Raw genomic sequence first — 19,852 nt, forward strand, 5'->3', positions numbered from 1 at the left:
CCGCCATCCACCCCGAAGGAATGCTCTGCAAGGGTCCTACCCCTACTACAACGAATAAAAATAAAAAATCCTCATTTTAAAAATGTGTGTTGGTTTTAAGGCGGGCAACAGCGATCGGAAGATCAAATGGACCGCGGAGCCGCCACACATAGAAAGAAGCATACTTTTAAGTGGAGGATTTTAATACTAGGAGTGATACGATGTTTAAGAAGATAACGATTAAATCTGATGAGCGCGGGCTGCTGTTCAAAAAAGGAAGCTACCACAAGTTGTTGCATCCAGGAACTTACCTATTGAAGACATTTCAGCAGGAAGCAGTTGAAATTTTGAATGTAGCCGAACCATTTTTTGTACCGGATCATGATATTCGTTTGTTTTTGACAGATCCCCTATTGCTTGAACAATTGAATGTCATCGATGTAGAGGACCATGAATATGTATTGCATTATGAGGATAATCGGTTTGTGGGGCTTCTGACGGCTGGGAAATATGCTTTTTGGAACATGCTTAAGGAGCATCGTTTTGTTCGTGCAGATACTCGGCAGCCTGCAATTGATAAGGCATTGGGGCAAGCATTCTTGTCCAAGACACCGGGCTTCTGGAAGGCACTTCAGGTGGCCAGCTATGAAATGGGCTTTTTGTATTACGATAATGTGTTGCAAGGTGAGCTAAAACCGGGCAAATATTATTTCTGGATGTCCACAGTGAATACAGAGATCAAAACGATAGATATGCGACAGCAGCAGTTGGACCTGATGGGACAGGAAATCATGACAGAGGACAAAATCACACTGCGCCTCAACTTCGTCTGTCAGTACCGTATCATTGACCCGTTGCGGGCGTTGGAATTCCGAGCATACGAGGAACAAATGTACATTATGCTTCAACTGCTGCTGCGCGAGTACGTTGGCACGATGAAGCTGGATGATTTGCTGAAAATGAAGCAGGAGATTGCGGAATATGTTTTGACTCGACTAAATGAGCAGAGCGGCGAATATGGAGTGACTTTTACGTCAGCAGGGGTGAAGGATATTATTTTGCCAGGGGATATCAAGGATATTCTGAATACCGTGCTGTTGGCAGAGAAGAAGGCACAGGCCAACCTCATCACACGACGTGAAGAGACGGCATCCACTCGTAGTTTGCTCAATACGGCCAAGCTGATGGACGAGAATGCCACCCTCTATCGTCTTAAAGAACTGGAATTCATGGAAAAAATCTGCGAGAAGATTGGCACGATTTCGCTGACTGGCGGGAATACGTTGCTGGAGCAACTGAACACGCTGGTTCACATGAAAGAGGGGCAGGGACTCCAATAACGGAAAATACTCCCGAACGATGAGTGCAAGCCAGCTCAAGGTTAGGGAGTATTTTGCGTTTTAGTTCGTCTTGGTGGATGCAAGAAAAGCGTCCATATCGATCACCGGAATGAGGGTACCCTGATGCTCCATCACAGTAGGGAACAACTCGCGCTGCCACTCTTCCTCATTGCTTTGTAGCTGACTGTCCTCGGCAGAAGCCGTGTCCTCCACCTGATCGACAAGCAGAGCAATCTTCGCACGGCTGAGCAAAATCATTTTGTCCTCGGAGGAATCGCTTGATGCAGGAAGAAGCAGCTTTTTGCGTAAATTAAGAATCGTAAATACATTGCCGCGAATAGTTACCATTCCTTCATGCCACGCCTCGGAAAAGGGAAGTGGGGTCCCTTTTTTGGCATTCATGACTTCTTCTACTTCCACAAAGTTTAAAGCGAACTTTTTGTCCGCCAGACTGCACACAATAAATTCAGACATAGCAATTCTCCTTACATATTCAGATAAGCCATCACAGGTTGTGAATGAGCGGTAAAATGGGTTAGCTATTGCGTTTTGATAGATGGAACGATAAAGTTGAGGATGCGGTAAAGTAGTTGTAGTTAATCACAGAATATCACAAACGAGCAGTTAAATCTTCCAAAATAACAACTATACGGCCAAGGCGTGGCTTCAAGTTTCCCTTCATATATAATGTTGGGGACTAAAGCTGTGTCCGATGGCACTACATTTTAAGATAAGCGGGTTGAGGTAGAATGGATCATGAAAAGCAGCGATTAAGTATCGAGGCAGCCAGATTATACTATCTAAACGACTACAGTCAGCAAGATATCGCGGTCAGACTCGGGGTTTCGCGTCCTACGGTATCGCGGTTACTTCAGGCTGCCAAGGAACAGGGATACGTGCGGATCAGTATTGTGGACCCGATGGAGGATATGGACGCGCTCGGAGAGCAGGTGAAGAAGAAATTCGGACTGGATACCGTGTTAGTCTGTTATTCGCCGTTAAATGAATATCAGGAGATTAAGAAGCATATTAGCAAAAAAGCAGCCGATTATTTGCATGAAACGGTACAGGATGCTGATATTATTGGAGTGACATGGGGAACAACAATGCATGCCGTGGCGCTTCATCTCCAACAAAAGCAGGTCAAGGGTGTTGAGGTGGTTCAGCTCAAAGGAGGCGTGAGCCATTCACATGTCAACACATATGCCGTGGAAACCGTGAATTTGTTCGCAGAAGCCTTTCATACCATAGCAAGGTATTTGCCGCTGCCTGTGATTTTCGACAGTCACGCAGTTAAGAAAATGGTTGAAGAGGATCGGCATATCCAGCGCATCATCGAACTTGGCAAGCAGGCGAACATCGCTGTGTTTACGGTGGGGACGGTCAAGGAGGATGCGTTGCTGTTCCGATTGGGTTATTTTAACGGGGAAGAGCAGAAGCTACTGCAAAGAATTGGCAAGGGCGATATTTGCTCGCGCTTTTTTGACGCTGAGGGCAATATATGCAGTCAGGAAATCAATAGCCGTACCGTCGGGATTGATTTGCCTGATTTGCGAAAGAAGGAGAAGTCTATTCTCGTCGCTGGAGGCCAGCGTAAAGTGGAGGCCATTCGGGCATCGCTGCGTGGCAAGTATGCGAATATTTTGGTGACGGATCAGTTTACGGCTCAAGCACTTTTACAATAGAGCAAGTCGTCTCAACCCAGCAAAATATACGGTTATGGCACGTCCCTACAGGGTAATATGAATTGTAGGTGACGCTTTGTGTATAAGCTTGAACATAATTTCAAAATGTGTTTTACATATGTTCAAAGCCGTGCTATGATGGTCTCATCACAGAGAAATAAATGACTTTTGTCTTCACACTATTTATCTAATGAAGGAGCTTTTAGATATGAACATTGCAGCATTAATCGACCATACATTGTTGCGTGCAGATGCGACGAAGGATGAAATTACGAAATTGACTGCCGAAGCCAAAAAATATCAGTTTGCTTCTGTATGTGTGAACCCGGCGTGGGTAGCTTATGCAGCAGAACAGCTCGCAGGCACAGGCGTAGCCATCTGTACAGTTATCGGTTTCCCGCTGGGAGCGAGCACGTCCGCAACGAAAGCATTTGAAACGAAAGATGCTATTGCTAACGGTGCGACTGAAATTGATATGGTTATTAACATAGGCGCTTTGAAGGCACGTGATGTACAGCTCGTCGAGCAGGACATCCGTGCGGTCGTGGAGGCAGCTGCCGGTACACTGGTAAAAGTGATTATCGAAACTTGCTTGCTGACAGACGAAGAGAAGGTACTGGCATGTGAGCTGTCCGTCAAAGCGGGAGCGAATTTTGTGAAAACCTCGACAGGCTTCTCAACAGGTGGAGCTACTGCGGAAGATGTGGCTTTGATGCGCAAAACGGTAGGACCTGAGATTGGTGTTAAGGCTTCAGGTGGTGTACGCAGTCTGGAAGACGTGCAAAAATTAGTAGAAGCTGGCGCAAGTCGGATCGGTGCAAGTTCCGGTGTGAAGATCATCGAGGGCGAGCAGTCTACATCTTCCTACTAAGTTTCATTTTAAAGTCATGGAGGGATTCGCGATGAAGGATCAATTGATTCAAAAAGCGCTTGATGCGCGTAAACAGGCATATGTTCCGTATTCGAATTTTCAGGTGGGTGCTGCGGTTCTCGGAAGCGATGGCGCGATTTATCACGGATGTAATGTGGAAAATGCCTCCTACGGCTTATGCAATTGTGCAGAGCGGACAGCGATTTTTAAAATGGTATCCGAGGGCTGCCGTCAAATTGATTCGATTGCGGTTGTAGCTGATACGGAAGGGCCTGTGTCTCCATGTGGGGCCTGTCGTCAGGTTATTTCCGAATTTGCTCATCAAGATACCAAAATTTATCTGACAAACCTTCATGGCAACACGGAAGAGTGGACGGTAGATCAATTACTGCCGGGTGCTTTTCGACCTGCGGATCTGGGCAAATAAAAAAAGAATGCCTCTTTGGAGCGCATTCTTTTTATAGGGAATGTAAGCGCTTAATGTAATGAGGGGGAAATTAAATGAAATATGTAATCGCTCTGGTGGGACTGCTCGTTGTATTTGCACTTACTTACGTTGCCAGCAGTGACAAACGTAAAATCAGGTATCGTCCGCTGATAGTTATGGTTGTTTTGCAAGCAGCGCTTGCTTTCGTATTGTTGCATACAGGAATTGGCGAATTTTTGGTCAAAGGCTTTGCAGAAGGTTTTAATAGTCTTTTGGCATATGCAACTGAAGGGATTAACTTCGTATTTGGCGGAATTGCGAATGAAGGAGCAGCACCGTTCTTTATCGGTGTACTGCTGCCAATCGTGTTCATATCCGCGCTGATTGGTATCTTGCAATATGTAAAAGTGTTACCTTTTATTATTAAATATATCGGGCTTGTCTTGAGCAAAGTAAACGGAATGGGTAAACTGGAATCCTACAACGCTGTAGCTTCGGCTATCTTGGGTCAATCCGAGGTGTTTATTTCCGTTAAGAAGCAAATTGGTCTGCTGCAAAAACATCGGTTGTATACGCTGTGTGCGTCTGCGATGTCTACAGTGTCCATGTCGATTGTGGGAGCTTACATGCAAATGTTAAATCCCAAATATGTGGTCACAGCTTTGGTATTGAACCTGTTCGGCGGCTTTATTATCGCTTCCATTATTAATCCGTACAAGATTGAGAAGGAAGACGATTTACTGGAGGTTCAGGAGGAAGAGAAGCAGTCCTTCTTCGAAATGCTCGGGGAATATATTATGGACGGTTTCAAGGTTGCTATTACGGTAGCTGCAATGCTGATCGGTTTTGTGGCGCTGATTGCCATGGTTAACGGGATTTTCTCCTGGTTGTTTGGAATCAGCTTTCAGGCGCTGCTTGGATATGTGTTTGCGCCTTTCGCTTTTGTCATGGGTATTCCGTGGAACGAAGCCGTTCAGGCAGGCAGCATTATGGCTACCAAACTCGTATCCAACGAATTCGTGGCCATGCTGGATCTGACCAAGCAAACAGGCTTGTCGGAGCGCACGGTCGGGATCGTATCGGTATTCCTCGTATCCTTTGCTAACTTCTCATCCATCGGTATCATTTCCGGGGCTGTGAAGGGTCTGCATGAAAAACAGGGAAATGTGGTGGCCCGCTTTGGTCTGAAGCTGTTGTACGGAGCAACGCTGGTTAGCGTGCTGTCGGCAACGATTGCAGGGTTGTTTTTGTAAAAAAAACAGCGAGTCAGGAAAGGATTTTTATGATGTCTAAATTCAAACGGATTCACTTGGTGGTTATGGACTCGGTTGGTATCGGCGAAGCGCCGGATGCTGCCCAGTTTGATGATTACGATGTAGATACACTCGGTCATATTGCCCGCGAACGCGGTGGCCTGAAGATGCCGAATATGGGTAAGCTCGGTCTGTCCAATATTCGTTCCATAGAAGGGGTAGCAGCGGCCGACAAGCCGCTCGCGTATCACACTAAGATGCAGGAAGCGTCCAATGGCAAGGATACGATGACGGGCCATTGGGAAATCATGGGCTTGAACATTGCGGTTCCTTTCCGTGTATTTCCTGATGGGTTCCCGGATGAGCTGATTCAACGCATTGAGGAGCACACAGGTCGCAAAGTTATTGGTAATAAGCCTGCTAGCGGAACGGAAATCATTGATGAGCTGGGCGAAGAACACGTGAAAACTGGAGCGCTCATCATCTATACCTCAGCGGACTCTGTGCTGCAAATTGCGGCGCACGAGGAAGTTGTACCTTTGAAGGAGCTCTATGAGATTTGCGAGTTCTGCCGTAAAATCACGCTGGAAGATCCGTACATGCTGGGTCGCATTATTGCACGTCCGTTCGTAGGCGAGGCAGGGAACTTCTCCCGTACCTCCAATCGACATGATTATGCGCTCAAGCCGTTTGGTCGCACCACCATGAACGAGCTGAAGGATGCAGGTCTGGATGTGATCGCCTTGGGTAAAATCTCTGACATTTATGACGGTGAGGGTGTGACGAAGGCGGTGCGTACGGTGTCCAATATGGACGGCATGGATAAGCTGGTGGCTACGCTCGATGAGAATTTCACCGGATTAAGCTTTCTGAATTTGGTGGACTTTGACGCTGTATACGGTCACCGTCGTGATCCGCAGGGATATGGTCAAGCTTTGGACGATTACGATGCGCGTCTGCCAGAGGTTTTTGCCAAAATGACCGATGACGATCTGCTAATCATCACTGCAGATCATGGGAATGACCCGACGTATCGTGGAACGGATCACACCCGCGAATATGTACCTTTGCTGGCCTATTCCCCGCGTTTTAAAGCTGGGGGCAAGGAGCTTGGGGTTCGTAAAACCTTTGCTGATATTGGAGCGACTGTAGCAGATAACTTTGGTGTAAAACTGCCTGAACACGGAACGAGCTTTTTGGCAGAGCTTCAGTAATCAAGGACCAGCAAGAGTAAGCAAGATTACTAGTAACCATATAAATAACGATACAAGCATGGACAAATGGGACGGAGGAATAAAAAATATGAGTGTACACATTGGAGCCAAACCCGGAGAAATTGCAGAAACGATTTTGCTGCCAGGAGACCCGCTACGGGCAAAATTTATTGCTGAAACGTATCTGGAGGACGTGACCTGCTACAACGAGGTACGCGGAATGCTCGGATTCACGGGGACGTACCAAGGCAAACGCCTATCTGTGCAGGGAACCGGGATGGGGCTGCCTTCCATCAGTATTTATGTCAACGAACTGATTAGCGAATACGGTGTGAAAAACCTGTTCCGCGTAGGTACATGCGGCGGAATGAAGGAGCATGTGCACGTTCGTGACGTCATTTTGGCACAAGCATCCTGTACGGATTCCGGTATGAACCGCCATATCTTTGGCGGCTACGACTACTCGCCGATTGCCAGCTTCGATCTATTGAAGGGCGCTTATGATCGTGGTGTTGCCAAAGGCCTGAACATGCATGTCGGTAATGTATTCAGCTCAGACAGCTTCTACCGTGATGACAAATCAGTGGTACAAAAGCTGATGGAATACGGCGTGCTGGGTGTAGAGATGGAAACTTCGGCTTTATATACGTTGGCAGCCAAGTTTGGCGTAAACGCACTGACGATTCTGACGGTAAGCGATCATTTGCTGACGGGGGAAGAAACGACCGCAGAAGAACGGCAAACAACCTTTAAAGAAATGATGGAAGTTGCACTGGATACAGCAGTATCTCTGTAAACGATCATACGCACAGTGAGGAGAAATGACATATGAGAATGGTAGACTTGATTGAGAAAAAACGTGACGGAAAAGAACTGAGTACGGAGGAAATTAATTTTATTATCCAAGGCTACACTCAGGGTGAAATTCCCGATTATCAAGTCAGTGCATTGGCGATGTCCATTTTCTTCAAAGATATGACTGAACGCGAACGCGCTGATCTGACGATGGCGATGGTTCATTCGGGTGATACCATTGATCTGTCCGCGATTGAAGGTGTAAAGGTCGATAAGCATTCCACTGGCGGTGTGGGTGATACAACAACGCTGGTACTGGCTCCGCTCGTAGCGGCCTTGGACATTCCGGTAGCCAAAATGTCAGGCCGCGGCCTCGGACATACCGGAGGAACAATCGACAAGCTGGAGGCTATTGCAGGCTTCCACGTCGAAATCAGCAAGGACGAATTTGTGGATTTGGTGAATCGCAGCAAAATTGCGGTCATCGGACAAAGCGGCAACCTGACACCTGCGGACAAAAAGCTGTATGCCTTGCGTGACGTTACGGCGACGGTCAACTCGATCCCGCTGATTGCCAGCTCGATTATGAGTAAGAAAATCGCTGCCGGCTCCGATGCTATCGTACTCGATGTAAAAACAGGTGCAGGCGCATTTATGAAAACCGTAGATGATGCCAAAGCACTGGCACATGCCATGGTGAGCATCGGTAACAATGTGGGTCGCAAAACGATGGCAGTCATTTCCGATATGAGTCAGCCGCTGGGTCTGGCCATCGGTAACTCGCTGGAAGTGAAAGAAGCGATTGATACGCTGCGCGGCCAAGGACCGAAAGATCTGGAAGAGCTGTGTATGGCTTTGGGCAGTCAGATGGTATTTTTAGCAGGGAAAGCAGAATCCCTTGAAAACGCCGAAGAGAAGCTCAGAGAAGTCATTCGCAATGGCAAAGCGCTGGAGAAATTCAAAGAGTTTATTGCGAATCAGGGCGGTGATGCTTCTGTAGTGGATCATCCTGAACGCTTGCCACAAGCACAGTACCTTATTGAGGTGCCTGCGAAGCAGGATGGTGTGGTAGCTGAAATCGTGGCTGACGAAATTGGTACCGCAGCGATGTTGCTTGGAGCAGGACGTGCGACCAAAGAATCCGAGATTGATCTGGCTGTCGGCTTGATGCTGAACAAAAAGGTCGGGGATGCTGTTCAAAAAGGCGATTCACTGGTTACCATCCATGCGAACCGTGAAGATGTAGCTCAAGTGCTGGAGAAAATCTACGCGAATATCCGTATTGCGGATCATGCGGAAGCACCAGTGCTGATCTATGGAACAGTGACAGAGTAAGCGGTAACCTATTCAGAAAGTTGTATTGGGTGTCTTTGATCAAGTTTGAAAAATATGACAGCTGGACTCATAATAGATATGAGTTCGGCTTTTTTTATTGTAAGGCGGAGGGCACAGAGGGGGAGAGACATGTTCAGATTATACAGCGATGTTCGGGGAGCAGCCTATGAAGGACTGATTGATTATGCTATGGAACGGGCAGACACGTTTATGCTAGGCATACATAAATGGGCGACAGAGGATGAGAATGGAGTGATCGACCAGGATACTCTGTTCAAGGAATTACTACAGCAATTGAAACCTTTTTTACTGTCCACACACTCATATGAGGAAATTAGGGGCATGCATTCCATTGCCTACACACAAGGAACATTTTACCGATACCAGTGTGCGCCTGAGGCAGGGGGACTATTAAAGCAGGCGGCGTCTAGTTTGTTTTCTTGGGTACATCCCCAATTGCCTGAAGATTTGTGCTTCCAGAATGCGGATGGAGAGGATTGGATCATTAACATAGCTCACGAACGAATAGGTAGACTAAACATGGCTACAGAAGAAGCGGATGAATTGGAGAAGCTTATTCCCGGTGTGTTTATTCACAAACCTGAATATCATCAGAATATAGATGTTTTTCTGGACGATGCTATTCGGCATCAACCGGATCGAGTGGAGCTTATGTCGTTTGGTTTGAGGGAGATACCGGAACGGATTAGAGAACTGCATTCTCTGAAGCATCTGACCATTTTCGAGCAGGATATACGAACACTACCGCATGCCTTGTTCGAATTGGAATCGTTGGAGTCACTGACGATACAAGTAGCGGATTTGGAAGAGCTACCGGCTGATATTGCCAAGCTGACCCGGCTCAAAAGCCTGAGGATCAGCTGTGGATGTTATGATCGCCCGGCACCAGATGTCAAAGTAATACCCAAAGAGGAGCTGGCATTCCGGCATTTGCCTCCTGAAATTGGAGAGCTGCAACAACTGGAGTATCTGGATATCCAGTATAGCGGAATCCGTACGTTGCCTCCTGAAATACAAAACTTGAACAATCTACGCTCTTTGGACATTGTGAACGGATTCATCGAATCGGCACCCGATTTTATATATAAAATGACTTGGCTTGATCGCTTCCTTATAGAAGATAAGCCGTTCCATCTGTGCAATCACGGTGACGACTGAAGGATAGATAAGAAAAGGAGGAAATCAAATGGTGGAGAAATGGGTTTGGATCGGGGTTGCAGGGGCAATTGTGGGTTATGCCACTTTTGCTAATATGAGCGTTCCTACATCAACTATTACAGAAGTAAATCAGAGTCATTCGACTGTTCCGCTTAGTATGCAGAGTAAGCAAGGAAGTGCAGCGAAACGCGTTGTACATGACCAGGAGATGCAATTTGGAGGACAAGGACAAACGAGCTTTAGATTTGAAGAGGGGCACAAGTTGTACATCAGTATCAAGAATACAGGCAAGCAACCCGTACAATACAAGCTCAATAGTGCAAATGGATTAGACTTGCAAGGGTCAACGAGCGGGTTTTCCAGCAAACGTTGCAGCCGGGAGAACGCCACGATCTGCTGTTTGTAAAGCCAGAGGGGCAGGATGAAGCTGTAAGTGACTCCTTGAAAGAGATGATTTTGAAAGTAAGTACGGACGATGGATCGCAAGGAAACGTTAAAACCTTCGCATATATTACACTGTAAGCTCCTTCCAGAAAGGGTGCGACATGCGGTCATTAGTCTACTTATGTTACAATAGAACGGTTGAAGACTTAATGAACAGAATAGGTCAGAGCAGAAAGCAGAAAGGATGACCCGTTGTGCCCAAAAACCATGAATTCGGTAATCAAAAGATGTCACGGAGGCTGTCACTCACAGCCATTTTACTTACACTTACTTTTGTAGCACTTACTGGCTGTGGTCAGGATAAGAATGCTGAAACCATTGATACTGGAAGCAGTACAAGCGTGATCGAGAACGGAGCCGGTGGTAATCGTAGCGGTTCAGCCCAAAGTGACAAAGCAGCGAAAGAGAGCGAGAGTGCAGAAAACAGCGGTACGGATGCACAAAAGTCAGCTCCTTCGGCTCCAGCTGCTTCATCGGATACATCTTCTTCTCCGGCAGTCTCCAATCCATCGCAAAATCCATTTGAGGTAGCAGGTATTCAAGATCCTAAAGCGTTTTTGAACACGTTCAAAGCGCTGCAGAAGGCAGTTGCCGACAATGACAAGGAGAAAGTGGCCGATTATATTTTGTACCCTCTGCGTGTTAATGATAGTGAAAAGTCGCTAACGATTCCGAATAAGAAAGATTTTATGGCCAAGTATGATCAGATTTTTACGGACGCAATTCGCGAGGCGCTGGTGAATCAAAAGACAGATGATTTGTTTGTTAATTATCAGGGAGTCATGGTGGGTTCCGGTGAACTGTGGTTGAGAAGAGCTACGGACAATCCCAAGCTTTTTGGAGTCTTTTCGATTAATCTTGAAACGGTTGCCAACTAAGTCGTACTCCGTGTGTAAATGACCTCTAAACGGTCGGAAACATATATCATGTTTCTGACTGCCCCCCTTTAAAGAAAGAAAAATACAGATGATACATACCAAAAAAAGGTTTGACATCACTCCTAAACTCTCGTATTATATCCATATAACTCATTAAACAGGTAGGAATTAAAGAATTAAAGTATGATCTCGCCATTTTGGCGGAGAACCTCTAGGAACAGCAGGCAGACACTGTCCACGCGACAGGTTTGACCTATCAGAGCTGCATCAGGGAATTCTCCGCTCTTTTTTTGATTATGTCTGTAAATAACAGGCGTAAATGAATACAAATTACATAGAATTCGGGGTGTCTTGATGAAAAGGCAATGGAAAAGTGGACTTATTCTCGGACTATCTTTGGTTTTAACGATTATGCTGAGCGCTTGCGGGGCAAGCAAGGGAGGGACGCAGGCGGATGGTAGTTCTGCTGCCGGTTCCAAGGAAGTGGAGTTGCTCAATGTTTCTTATGATCCGACCCGTGAGCTGTATGAGGCATATAATAAAGCGTTTGCCGCCCATTGGGAGAAGGAGAAAGGACAGAAGGTTACGATCAAGCAATCTCATGGAGGATCTGGCAAGCAAAGTCGTTCTGTACAAGACGGGCTGGATGCGGACGTGGTAACTCTGGCCCTGGGCTACGATATTGATGCGCTACAGGAAAAAGGACTTGTTAAAGAGGGGTGGCAAAGTAAATATGAGCATAACAGCGCCCCGTACACTTCAACCATCGTGTTACTGGTGCGCAAAGGGAACCCGAAAGGGATCAAGGACTGGGACGATTTAATCCGTGGCGATGTGCAAGTTATTACACCGAATCCTAAAACTTCGGGTGGAGCACGTTGGAACTATCTTGCAGCCTGGGCCTATGCGCTCAAGAAGAACAATAACGATGAAGCTAAAGCCCAGCAGTTTGTACAGGACCTGTATAAGCATGTGCCGGTACTGGATAGCGGAGCACGTGGAGCGACAACGACTTTCGTAGAGCGTGGAATTGGCGATGTGCTGATTGCATGGGAAAATGAAGCATTGCTCTCCGTGAAGGAGCTGGGTGCGGATAAATTCGATATCGTATATCCATCGATCAGTATATTGGCTGAACCTCCGGTAGCAGTAGTCGATAAGGTGGTAGATAAAAAAGGTACACGCGAGGTGGCGGACGCGTACCTGAAATATTTGTACAGTGAAGAAGGGCAGACCATTGCTGCCGAAAATTATTATCGCCCAACACTGGAGAGTGTGACGGCAAAGTTCAAGGATCAATTTCCTAACTTGGAGCTCGTAACCTTGAAGGATGTATTCGGGACATGGAAGGAGACGCAGCAGAAGCATTTCAGCGACAAAGGCATTTTTGACCAGATTTATGTACCCGGCAGTTCATAAAATAGGTGGGCTGTGTAGGCGATTGATCGGTAGCCGCGAGTGTCATAGTGAATGGATTCAGAGAGGGATGAACAGAACATGAGTCAAGTGCAAGCCACCCGAAAACGCGTACTTCCCGGGTTCGGGTTAACAATGGGTTATAGTGTGCTGTATCTCAGTCTGGTGGTGCTGGTGCCTTTATCGGCACTGCTTCTGAATTCAACTGGACTGACGTGGGAAAAATTTTGGGACGTGGCGACTGATGTCAGGGTGCTGGCTTCCTACAAGGTAAGCTTTTTGTGTGCCGCGGCTGCGGCGCTGATCGACCTGTTTCTCGGTTTATTGATAGCCTGGGTGCTGGTGCGTTATGAGTTTCCGGGGAAACGAATTTTTGATGCGGTGATTGATCTGCCCTTTGCTTTGCCTACTGCCGTAGCGGGGGTTGCTTTGACTGCTCTGTATGCGCAGAACGGCTGGATCGGTTCATTGTTTGAACCGCTTGGATGGAGGCTGGCATACTCACAGACGGGAATTACGCTAGCATTGATGTTTATTGGCATTCCGTTCGTCGTACGGACAGTGCAGCCGGTTTTGGAGGAGCTGGATAAGGACGAGGAGGAGGTCGCTGCTACGCTGGGAGCTGGCAGATGGCGTATCTTCTGTAGCGTTATTGTGCCGGAGCTGGTGCCGCCGCTGCTGACGGGTTTTGCGCTCGCCTTTGCCCGTGGTATTGGCGAGTACGGTTCTGTCGTATTCATCTCTGGCAATATGCCGATGAAAACGGAAATTGCTCCACTGCTCATCATGTCCAAGCTGGAGCAAAATGACTATGCAGGAGCTACGGCGGTAGCGTTGATGCTGTTGGTGATTTCATTCGTGCTGCTACTCGTGATTAACAGCATTCAGCGCTGGTCACGGCGCCGTGCAGTTTAACGTAACTGCCTAAACGCAACTGTCTAATGTAATTATCTAACGTTAACATGCAGGGCTGCGCATGATACCCGCATTCTAAGGAGGGATACACCATGTCACAAGCAATAACTGGGCAGGAGCTTGCTTCTGCACCAGTGCCTTCATCCGCACCGCCCAACAGGGTCACGACCGAGGCCACTTGGGTGAAGTGGACGCTGATTGGTGCTGCTTTTTTAGCTTTGCTCTGGGTGCTGGTATTGCCGCTAATCGTCGTGCTTACCGAAGCGCTCAAGCAAGGATGGGGCGTCTACGTCGAAGCGTTACGGGACCCAGATGCCATGTCTGCATTGCGGTTGACGCTGCTGGTGGCAGCGATAACGGTACCGCTGAATACGGTATTTGGTGTAGCTGCCGCTTGGCTGATCACGAAATTTCAATTTCGCGGCAAAGGCTTGCTGGTCACCTTGATTGATTTACCCTTTGCCATCTCTCCTGTCGTTGGAGGGCTGATGTATGTATTAGTGTTCGGCGCACAGGGCTGGCTTGGACCGTGGTTGGACGAGCATGATATTAAAATTATATTTGCTCTGCCTGGTATTATTTTAGCGACGCTGTTCATTACCTTTCCATTTGTGGCGCGAGAACTCATTCCAATGATGGAAGATCAGGGACAGCAGGAGGAAGAAGCGGCGGTCACGTTGGGCGCGCGCGGCTGGCGCATTTTCTGGAAAGTGACGCTGCCGAATATCAAGTGGGGTCTGCTGTATGGCATCATTTTGTGTAATGCGCGAGCCATGGGTGAGTTCGGTGCAGTGTCCGTCGTCTCTGGACATATCCGGGGAGAGACGAATACACTGCCGCTGCATGTAGAAATTTTGTATAACGAATATCAGTTCTCGGCATCTTTTGCGGTGGCCTCGTTGTTATTGTTACTAGCTCTGGCTACTTTGGTGCTTAAAAGCTGGTTTGGACGCAAACGCGTGCATTAATTTATGATTTTGTATATGATCCCTCAGGGCCTCTCTTTGCGTCTATCGTCTGTTAACGGCGAGAAGATGGGAAGAGAGGCCCTTGTTCTAAGGTGGCTTATATGGATAATAAAATGATTATATCAAGGCACGTTGGTGTGCCCAGGAGGAGCGAAGGGAAAAATGAAACATCCGTTTCAGTCCTACCGTCAGCTGTTTCCAGTGCTGTCCTCACATATCCATGTAGGGAGTTGTTCCCAGGGGGCCGTATCGAGGCCGGTTTCCGCTGCCATTGAGGAATATCATCGAAGTTTGCTGCAACACGGTCATAACGGCGATCTGTCTATGGCACGTTTGGAGGAGGCTAGAGGGCATTTTGCCAAGCTCATTGGGGCGGAGCCTGACGAAATTGCGGTCCTGTCCTCAGCCTCTGAGGCGATTGCCGGGGTGGCCACAGCCCTTCCTTATGTACCGGGAAAAGAAGGCATTGTGTATGCGGACACCGACTTTCCGACGGTGGGACACATCTGGCAGGCACAGGAGATGTTCCGGGATCACATCTGCTGTATCCCCTCCATCGAGGGAGAAGTGACGATAGAGCAGTATGAGGAGCATGTTACGGAGAAAACTGCGCTCGTTATGGTGTCACAAGTGAACTATACCAACGGATTTCAGCAGGATTTAAAATCCATTGCCGATATAGCCCACCGAAATCAGGCGTTGCTATTTGTGGATGCTTATCAGTCTGCAGGGATCATTCCAGTGGATGTAAAGGCAATGGGCGTAGATATTTTGGTCGCGGGAGCACGCAAATATATGCTTGGAATTCCGGGCGTGGCTTTTCTTTATGTAAGCAAGGACCGAATAGACCGCTTCAAGCCCCGTCTTACAGGCTGGCTTGGGCAGGAGCCCGCTTCCCGGTTTGATATTGCTCACCCGGTTCCGGCGGCGGGAGCCCGACGCTTTGAGACGGGATTGCCTTCTTTCATTAGCATTTTTGCCGCCAATGCGGCCTTAAAGCTGCTGCTGGAGATTGGAGTCACGAGTATTCAGTCCTATATGAGTGAGTTGTTGGATTTTTCCGTTGAATATGGACGGCGCAAAGGGTTACACATACGTGTACCTTACAGGGGAGGCACATTACCAAGCCTGCTCGCTGTTGAAGTAGCCGACGTGTCGGCTATGGAAAGGAATTTGAGAAGCCAAAATATGATCGTTTCAGCACGAAAGGATGTTATCCGTGTGGCTCCGCATTTTTACAATACGGCTGAGGAAGTCCGACGGGTCATAGATGAATTGGCAGGGCGATGTTGAACGAACGGCAAAAGCCTCTTCCGAGTGAATGGGAGTATAACATCCCTTTTTACACAGGAGAGGCTTTTTGGACGTTTAGAATTCTAATTATACGATCCGTTTGCGTAGCCAGCCGGAAATCAGATCCGTCAAAATGATCAGGACCACAATGCCGAGCAAGATAACGCCTACACGGTTCCAGTTGCGCATTTGGAGTGCAAACAGTAGCGGAGTACCGATACCCCCTGCACCGACCAGACCGAGCGTGGTAGCAGAACGGATATTAATTTCAAAACGGTAAAGCGAATACGAAAGAAACTGTGGAATCACCTGCGGTAGCACGGCGAAGAAAATCACCTGCCAACGGTTGGCACCGCACGCGATCAAAGCCTCTTGAGGCCCGTGATCGACACTTTCGATCGTTTCCGAGAAAAGCTTCGCCAGCATGCCGATGGAGTGAATGCCGAGGGCAAGCACACCCGCAAACGAGCCGGGGCCAACGGCTTTGATAAACAAGATGGCGACGATCATTTCGGGAAAAACCCGGATGACACTAAGCACAAATTTCCCGCTACCCGATAAGGGACGTAGACGGGTCATATTGCTGGACGCCCAAAAGGCGAACGGAAGGCAGACAAATGCGGACACGAAGGTTCCGAGTACTGAAATGACCAGCGTATCCAGCAACCCGCGCAGTAAATCCTCTCCCTCAGGGATGTAGACGAACGACCAGTCGGGATGAAGGAAGCCGTCCAATATAGCGACAGAGACACTTTTAGCCGTTCCCTGTAATCCTTCAAACTGCATCCCGCGAAAAGCCCAAATATAAATGATGATTAGCAGAATAGCTATCGCCCATAGGCGCAGGCGGGAGCCAATAGGTCTGCGAAGCGTAGGATCATTCATAATAATTTCCTCCGTAGCAGGTTACTGCCGTAATCAATCGCAAGGACGATGACGAGGGTCAGTAGAATAATGATGCTTGCCCGATCATATCGGAACAGCCCCAGAGAACGGTCAAGCAACAGACCGATACCGCCAGCCCCGACCAGGCCCAGAACGGAAGCCGCGCGCACATTAACCTCAAAGGTATACAGTAAGTACGACACAAAATAAGGAAGAGCCTGCGGAACCACACCAAAGGCGATGACTTGAATGCGGCTCGCGCCAACAGCGGTCATGGCTTCCAGCGGCCCGGGATCAATGGCTTCAATCGCCTCAAAGGTCAGCTTGGCTATGATGCCAAAGGAGAAGAAGAGCAGGGCGAGCATCCCTGCAAACGGCCCGATGCCGAACACCGCCACAAAGATTGAGGCAAACAGCAAATCAGGAATCGTACGTACTAGGTTCAGGATCGTGCGCATCGGCAGCGAAATCAGTTTGCGCGGCATCACATTATAGGCACACAGCAACGCGACAGGGATCGCCAATATGGCTCCCAGTGTCGTGCCAACAATGGCGATCTGGATCGTTTCCAGCATGGGTTTCCAGATGGTAGGCAGATAGCTCCAGTCGGGTGGAAACATTTCGCCCAACAATTTGCCCATCTCCGGCAAGCCGACGATCAACTGGTAAGGTGTGGCATCCGTATGAATGGAGCAGGCTACCAGCACCACGATAAAAATCATCCAGGTGGCATAACGCTTGTAACGTCCTGGCAAAGATGGCCCTGCGGGCGGCTTGCCTGGCTGCGGCGGTCCAGCATGCGGTGACGGTTGCGTCGAAGAGAGCGGCTGGGCAGTAGAGTCGGGCTTCATGATCCCACTCCCAGCAGTTCATCATGCTTGATGGCTCGGCCGTAGATCTCCGCAAAGGCCTCATCCGTAGCTTCCTCCGGTGTGCCGTCAAAGACCACTTCCCCGGCGCGCAATCCGATGATCCGCGTTGCATATTCGCGCGCGAGATCAATGAAATGCAGATTGACGATGGTCGTAATCTGCATTTCACGGTTGATGCGCTGGAGGTCATCCATGACCTGGCGGGTGGTCAGCGGGTCCAGCGATGCGACAGGCTCGTCCGCCAGAATGATTTTAGCCTCCTGCGCCAGGGCGCGAGCGATGGATACGCGCTGCTGTTGGCCACCGGACAGTTCATCTGCCCGGCTGTAAGCTTTTTCGCGGATGTTCACGCGCTCCAGCGCTGTTAGTGCCAGTTCGATATCCTCCTTCGGGAAGAGACCGAGAATGGTCCGCAGCGTCGAATGATAGCCGACGCGGCCGGAAAGTACATTGCGGAGCACTGTCGAACGCTTAACCAGATTGAAGCTTTGAAAGATCATACCGATATCACGGCGAATACGCCGCAGCTCGCTGCTTCCAGCAGACGTGACGGACCTGCCACCCACGACAATGTCGCCGGACGTAATGTCATGCAGTCGGTTAATGGAACGCAGCAGGGTAGACTTACCTGCACCGGATAAGCCGACGATGACGACCATTTCTCCCTCCTGAATCGTCAAATTAATATGGTTCAACCCTTTAGTGCCGTTCGGGTATGTTTTCGATACGTTACGGAATTCGATCATATGCTCCCAACTTTCTCCCCCGATGGGGTGGAATGAAAACAACACCGCCATGAATACATGGACGGTGCTGCCCTGTCATTCGTAAAGCCTGTTTCGTAGCTGTTACTTCATTACAGTATCTTGTTTGCTCCGATTACTTAACCGCTTGGCCAACGGCTTCGGCGTATTCACGCACGGAGTCGAAGTTTTTATCGTCGCCCTTTTCATAACCTACATGGGTGTAAATTTCTTTAATGATCTCGCCGCCTGCAGGGTCTTTGGCAATGTCAATAAAGGCTTGGCTGATCTTGTCTCTCCACGCTTGATCCATATCAGAACGTACGCTGACGGTGTCATTTGGAATTTTAGCTGTGTAATGAATGACGCGAGTTTTTTCAAATACATCCGGGATTTCCTTCTTCACCGTGTTACGTGCATCCTGGAAAACAGCTACCGCATCAACTTGACCGTTCAGCAACGCCAGAATAGCAGCATCGTGGCCTTTGATCGTCACACCCTGCACATCCGTGTCCGGGTCCACGCCAGCTTTTTTCAGTTCTGCTGCAGGGTACACGTAGCCTGCGGAGGAGGTTACATTTTGCCAGCCAACCTTCTTGCCTTTCAGATCAGCTAGGCTTTGAATCGGAGAATCCTTTTTCACCACGATCATTGCTTTATAAAAGTTTACTTTTTCAGTTGTGTCCTTGCCTGTAGCATCTTCAATGCCGTAGCGTTGAGCTTGCAACAGCAAATCGGCTGCTTTACGGTTATCGTGGGCCAGTACATAAGCATTCGGCGGAAGGAATCCTACATCTACCTGCTTGGAAGACATGGCTTCCACAATTGTATTGTAGTCAGGAGATACGGTTACTTTCACCGGGATTCCAAGCTTGTCACCCAGTAGATTTTCGAGCGGTTTGGCTTTGGCTTCGAGCGTATCTGCATTTTGAGAAGGAACGAACTGTACCTTTAACTCCTTAGGAACATAGGCTGTGCTTTCGTTTTTAGAGCCATCTGTACCCGGAGTGGACGCGCTGTTGTTATTGCTTGCATTGGAGCCACAAGCGGCTAGACCCGCTGCCAGTGTGAAGGTCATGCACAAGGTCAGTGCTTTTTTGAACAAAATAATTTCCCCCTAAACATCGTAATAACGAAAATAAAATTAAAAACCTGTAAATGCTGTGACAAACCAAATCTTAACAGCTAGTCCCACAGCTAGGGTAAAAACCACTCCTGACTTTGGTAAAAATGATGTAAAATTTATCGTATGGTAAAAACCATTTTCTGGATTTATGCGAAATACTTATTTTAACATTCTCTTAACAGTGCTCTGTTAGACTTGTTCAAGCTCTATGACCGAAGCTGAGGGAGAGAACAA

At 48.3% G+C, this 19,852-nt stretch carries 20 protein-coding genes; 15 read left to right on the forward strand and 5 right to left on the reverse strand.

The features are described 5' to 3' along the window. The first annotated feature begins 200 nt into the window (after window positions 1-200). Window positions 201-1,319: a slipin family protein gene (locus tag NLX73_RS19225; RefSeq protein WP_254327042.1), complete on the forward strand. Its 1,119-nt coding sequence runs from the start codon at window positions 201-203 to the stop codon at window positions 1,317-1,319. A 60-nt stretch (window positions 1,320-1,379) separates the two neighbouring features. On the opposite strand, the gene NLX73_RS19230 is transcribed toward NLX73_RS19225, so the two are convergent. After that, window positions 1,380-1,793: a chemotaxis protein CheW gene (locus NLX73_RS19230; RefSeq protein WP_029519325.1), complete on the reverse strand. Its 414-nt coding sequence runs from the start codon at window positions 1,791-1,793 to the stop codon at window positions 1,380-1,382. Between the two features lie 275 nt (window positions 1,794-2,068). Here NLX73_RS19230 and NLX73_RS19235 point away from each other — a divergent pair, with 275 nt between their 5' ends. The 14 genes from NLX73_RS19235 to NLX73_RS19300 all read left to right on the forward strand — a co-directional run bounded on the left by NLX73_RS19235 (window position 2,069) and on the right by NLX73_RS19300 (window position 15,992). After that, window positions 2,069-3,004, forward strand: a complete 936-nt coding sequence (locus NLX73_RS19235; protein WP_039273918.1) for a DNA-binding transcriptional repressor DeoR — start codon at window positions 2,069-2,071, stop codon at window positions 3,002-3,004. A gap of 208 nt (window positions 3,005-3,212) precedes the next feature. Beyond that, the gene (gene deoC / locus NLX73_RS19240) at window positions 3,213-3,875 is read left to right on the forward strand and encodes a deoxyribose-phosphate aldolase (protein ID WP_134903747.1); all 663 of its coding nucleotides are present in this window, start codon (window positions 3,213-3,215) and stop codon (window positions 3,873-3,875) included. Window positions 3,876-3,906: 31 nt separating this feature from the next. Then, window positions 3,907-4,302, forward strand: a complete 396-nt coding sequence (locus NLX73_RS19245; protein ID WP_254327043.1) for a cytidine deaminase — start codon at window positions 3,907-3,909, stop codon at window positions 4,300-4,302. Between the two features lie 74 nt (window positions 4,303-4,376). Next, window positions 4,377-5,555, forward strand: a complete 1,179-nt coding sequence (locus tag NLX73_RS19250) for a NupC/NupG family nucleoside CNT transporter (protein WP_254327044.1) — start codon at window positions 4,377-4,379, stop codon at window positions 5,553-5,555. A 29-nt stretch (window positions 5,556-5,584) separates the two neighbouring features. Then, window positions 5,585-6,769 carry a phosphopentomutase gene (gene deoB, locus NLX73_RS19255; RefSeq protein ID WP_254327045.1) on the forward strand — a complete coding sequence of 395 codons (1,185 nt, stop codon included), beginning with the start codon at window positions 5,585-5,587 and terminating at the stop codon, window positions 6,767-6,769. A gap of 88 nt (window positions 6,770-6,857) precedes the next feature. Further along, the gene (deoD, locus tag NLX73_RS19260; protein ID WP_013312036.1) at window positions 6,858-7,565 is read left to right on the forward strand and encodes a purine-nucleoside phosphorylase; all 708 of its coding nucleotides are present in this window, start codon (window positions 6,858-6,860) and stop codon (window positions 7,563-7,565) included. 32 nt (window positions 7,566-7,597) lie between these two features. Further along, complete coding sequence (locus NLX73_RS19265) at window positions 7,598-8,899, forward strand: pyrimidine-nucleoside phosphorylase (protein WP_254327046.1); 1,302 nt, start codon at window positions 7,598-7,600, stop codon at window positions 8,897-8,899. A 129-nt stretch (window positions 8,900-9,028) separates the two neighbouring features. Continuing rightward, window positions 9,029-10,078, forward strand: a complete 1,050-nt coding sequence (locus NLX73_RS19270) for a leucine-rich repeat domain-containing protein (RefSeq protein ID WP_254327047.1) — start codon at window positions 9,029-9,031, stop codon at window positions 10,076-10,078. Between the two features lie 28 nt (window positions 10,079-10,106). Further along, on the forward strand, window positions 10,107-10,484 hold the full coding sequence (locus tag NLX73_RS19275) for a hypothetical protein (RefSeq protein WP_254327048.1): 378 nt from the start codon (window positions 10,107-10,109) through the stop codon (window positions 10,482-10,484). Between the two features lie 232 nt (window positions 10,485-10,716). Further along, window positions 10,717-11,400 (forward strand): hypothetical protein, encoded by a 684-nt coding sequence (locus NLX73_RS19280; RefSeq protein WP_235306378.1) that lies wholly within the window; start codon window positions 10,717-10,719, stop codon window positions 11,398-11,400. 354 nt (window positions 11,401-11,754) lie between these two features. Beyond that, window positions 11,755-12,819: a sulfate ABC transporter substrate-binding protein gene (locus NLX73_RS19285; RefSeq protein ID WP_250260385.1), complete on the forward strand. Its 1,065-nt coding sequence runs from the start codon at window positions 11,755-11,757 to the stop codon at window positions 12,817-12,819. Between the two features lie 78 nt (window positions 12,820-12,897). Continuing rightward, window positions 12,898-13,731, forward strand: coding sequence for a sulfate ABC transporter permease subunit CysT (cysT, locus tag NLX73_RS19290; RefSeq protein ID WP_235306376.1), 834 nt, complete (start codon window positions 12,898-12,900; stop codon window positions 13,729-13,731). Window positions 13,732-13,823: 92 nt separating this feature from the next. Further along, entirely contained in the window at window positions 13,824-14,699 is an 876-nt protein-coding gene (gene cysW, locus NLX73_RS19295) for a sulfate ABC transporter permease subunit CysW (protein WP_069290433.1), read from the forward strand. 162 nt (window positions 14,700-14,861) lie between these two features. After that, a complete protein-coding gene (locus NLX73_RS19300) occupies window positions 14,862-15,992 on the forward strand; it encodes an aminotransferase class V-fold PLP-dependent enzyme (protein WP_254327049.1) in 1,131 nt (376 codons plus the stop codon). Window positions 15,993-16,079: 87 nt separating this feature from the next. On the opposite strand, the gene phnE (NLX73_RS19305) is transcribed toward NLX73_RS19300, so the two are convergent. The 4 genes from phnE (NLX73_RS19305) to NLX73_RS19320 all read right to left on the reverse strand — a co-directional run bounded on the left by phnE (NLX73_RS19305) (window position 16,080) and on the right by NLX73_RS19320 (window position 19,597). Further along, entirely contained in the window at window positions 16,080-16,877 is a 798-nt protein-coding gene (gene phnE, locus NLX73_RS19305; RefSeq protein WP_013312028.1) for a phosphonate ABC transporter, permease protein PhnE, read from the reverse strand. Continuing rightward, window positions 16,874-17,728: a phosphonate ABC transporter, permease protein PhnE gene (phnE, locus tag NLX73_RS19310; protein ID WP_254327050.1), complete on the reverse strand. Its 855-nt coding sequence runs from the start codon at window positions 17,726-17,728 to the stop codon at window positions 16,874-16,876. The genes phnE (NLX73_RS19305) and phnE (NLX73_RS19310) overlap by 4 nt, the downstream gene beginning before the upstream one ends. Beyond that, a complete protein-coding gene (gene phnC, locus NLX73_RS19315; protein WP_039273947.1) occupies window positions 17,725-18,495 on the reverse strand; it encodes a phosphonate ABC transporter ATP-binding protein in 771 nt (256 codons plus the stop codon). Before phnC ends, phnE (NLX73_RS19310) begins: the two co-directional genes overlap by 4 nt. Before the next feature lie 133 nt (window positions 18,496-18,628). After that, entirely contained in the window at window positions 18,629-19,597 is a 969-nt protein-coding gene (locus NLX73_RS19320; RefSeq protein ID WP_025722520.1) for a phosphate/phosphite/phosphonate ABC transporter substrate-binding protein, read from the reverse strand. Window positions 19,598-19,852 lie beyond the last annotated feature (255 nt).

The organism is Paenibacillus sp. CH40 (assembly GCF_024213605.1).
In the GTDB taxonomy this organism is placed as follows: domain Bacteria; phylum Bacillota; class Bacilli; order Paenibacillales; family Paenibacillaceae; genus Paenibacillus; species Paenibacillus polymyxa_B.

What these genes read in the sequence shown, in the direction of transcription:
- NLX73_RS19230 (WP_029519325.1), bottom strand. Translation starts at nt 1,793, where the DNA reads ATGTCTGAATTTATTGTGTGCAGTCTGGCGGACAAAAAGTTCGCTTTA.
- NLX73_RS19250 (WP_254327044.1), top strand. Translation starts at nt 4,377, where the DNA reads ATGAAATATGTAATCGCTCTGGTGGGACTGCTCGTTGTATTTGCACTT.
- deoB (WP_254327045.1), top strand. Translation starts at nt 5,585, where the DNA reads ATGATGTCTAAATTCAAACGGATTCACTTGGTGGTTATGGACTCGGTT.
- NLX73_RS19300 (WP_254327049.1), top strand. Translation starts at nt 14,862, where the DNA reads ATGAAACATCCGTTTCAGTCCTACCGTCAGCTGTTTCCAGTGCTGTCC.
- cysW (WP_069290433.1), top strand. Translation starts at nt 13,824, where the DNA reads ATGTCACAAGCAATAACTGGGCAGGAGCTTGCTTCTGCACCAGTGCCT.
- NLX73_RS19225 (WP_254327042.1), top strand. Translation starts at nt 201, where the DNA reads ATGTTTAAGAAGATAACGATTAAATCTGATGAGCGCGGGCTGCTGTTC.
- phnE (WP_254327050.1), bottom strand. Translation starts at nt 17,728, where the DNA reads ATGAAGCCCGACTCTACTGCCCAGCCGCTCTCTTCGACGCAACCGTCA.
- phnC (WP_039273947.1), bottom strand. Translation starts at nt 18,495, where the DNA reads ATGATCGAATTCCGTAACGTATCGAAAACATACCCGAACGGCACTAAA.
- deoC (WP_134903747.1), top strand. Translation starts at nt 3,213, where the DNA reads ATGAACATTGCAGCATTAATCGACCATACATTGTTGCGTGCAGATGCG.
- deoD (WP_013312036.1), top strand. Translation starts at nt 6,858, where the DNA reads ATGAGTGTACACATTGGAGCCAAACCCGGAGAAATTGCAGAAACGATT.
- NLX73_RS19275 (WP_254327048.1), top strand. Translation starts at nt 10,107, where the DNA reads ATGGTGGAGAAATGGGTTTGGATCGGGGTTGCAGGGGCAATTGTGGGT.
- NLX73_RS19285 (WP_250260385.1), top strand. Translation starts at nt 11,755, where the DNA reads ATGAAAAGGCAATGGAAAAGTGGACTTATTCTCGGACTATCTTTGGTT.
- NLX73_RS19270 (WP_254327047.1), top strand. Translation starts at nt 9,029, where the DNA reads ATGTTCAGATTATACAGCGATGTTCGGGGAGCAGCCTATGAAGGACTG.
- NLX73_RS19235 (WP_039273918.1), top strand. Translation starts at nt 2,069, where the DNA reads ATGGATCATGAAAAGCAGCGATTAAGTATCGAGGCAGCCAGATTATAC.
- NLX73_RS19265 (WP_254327046.1), top strand. Translation starts at nt 7,598, where the DNA reads ATGAGAATGGTAGACTTGATTGAGAAAAAACGTGACGGAAAAGAACTG.
- phnE (WP_013312028.1), bottom strand. Translation starts at nt 16,877, where the DNA reads ATGAATGATCCTACGCTTCGCAGACCTATTGGCTCCCGCCTGCGCCTA.
- cysT (WP_235306376.1), top strand. Translation starts at nt 12,898, where the DNA reads ATGAGTCAAGTGCAAGCCACCCGAAAACGCGTACTTCCCGGGTTCGGG.
- NLX73_RS19245 (WP_254327043.1), top strand. Translation starts at nt 3,907, where the DNA reads ATGAAGGATCAATTGATTCAAAAAGCGCTTGATGCGCGTAAACAGGCA.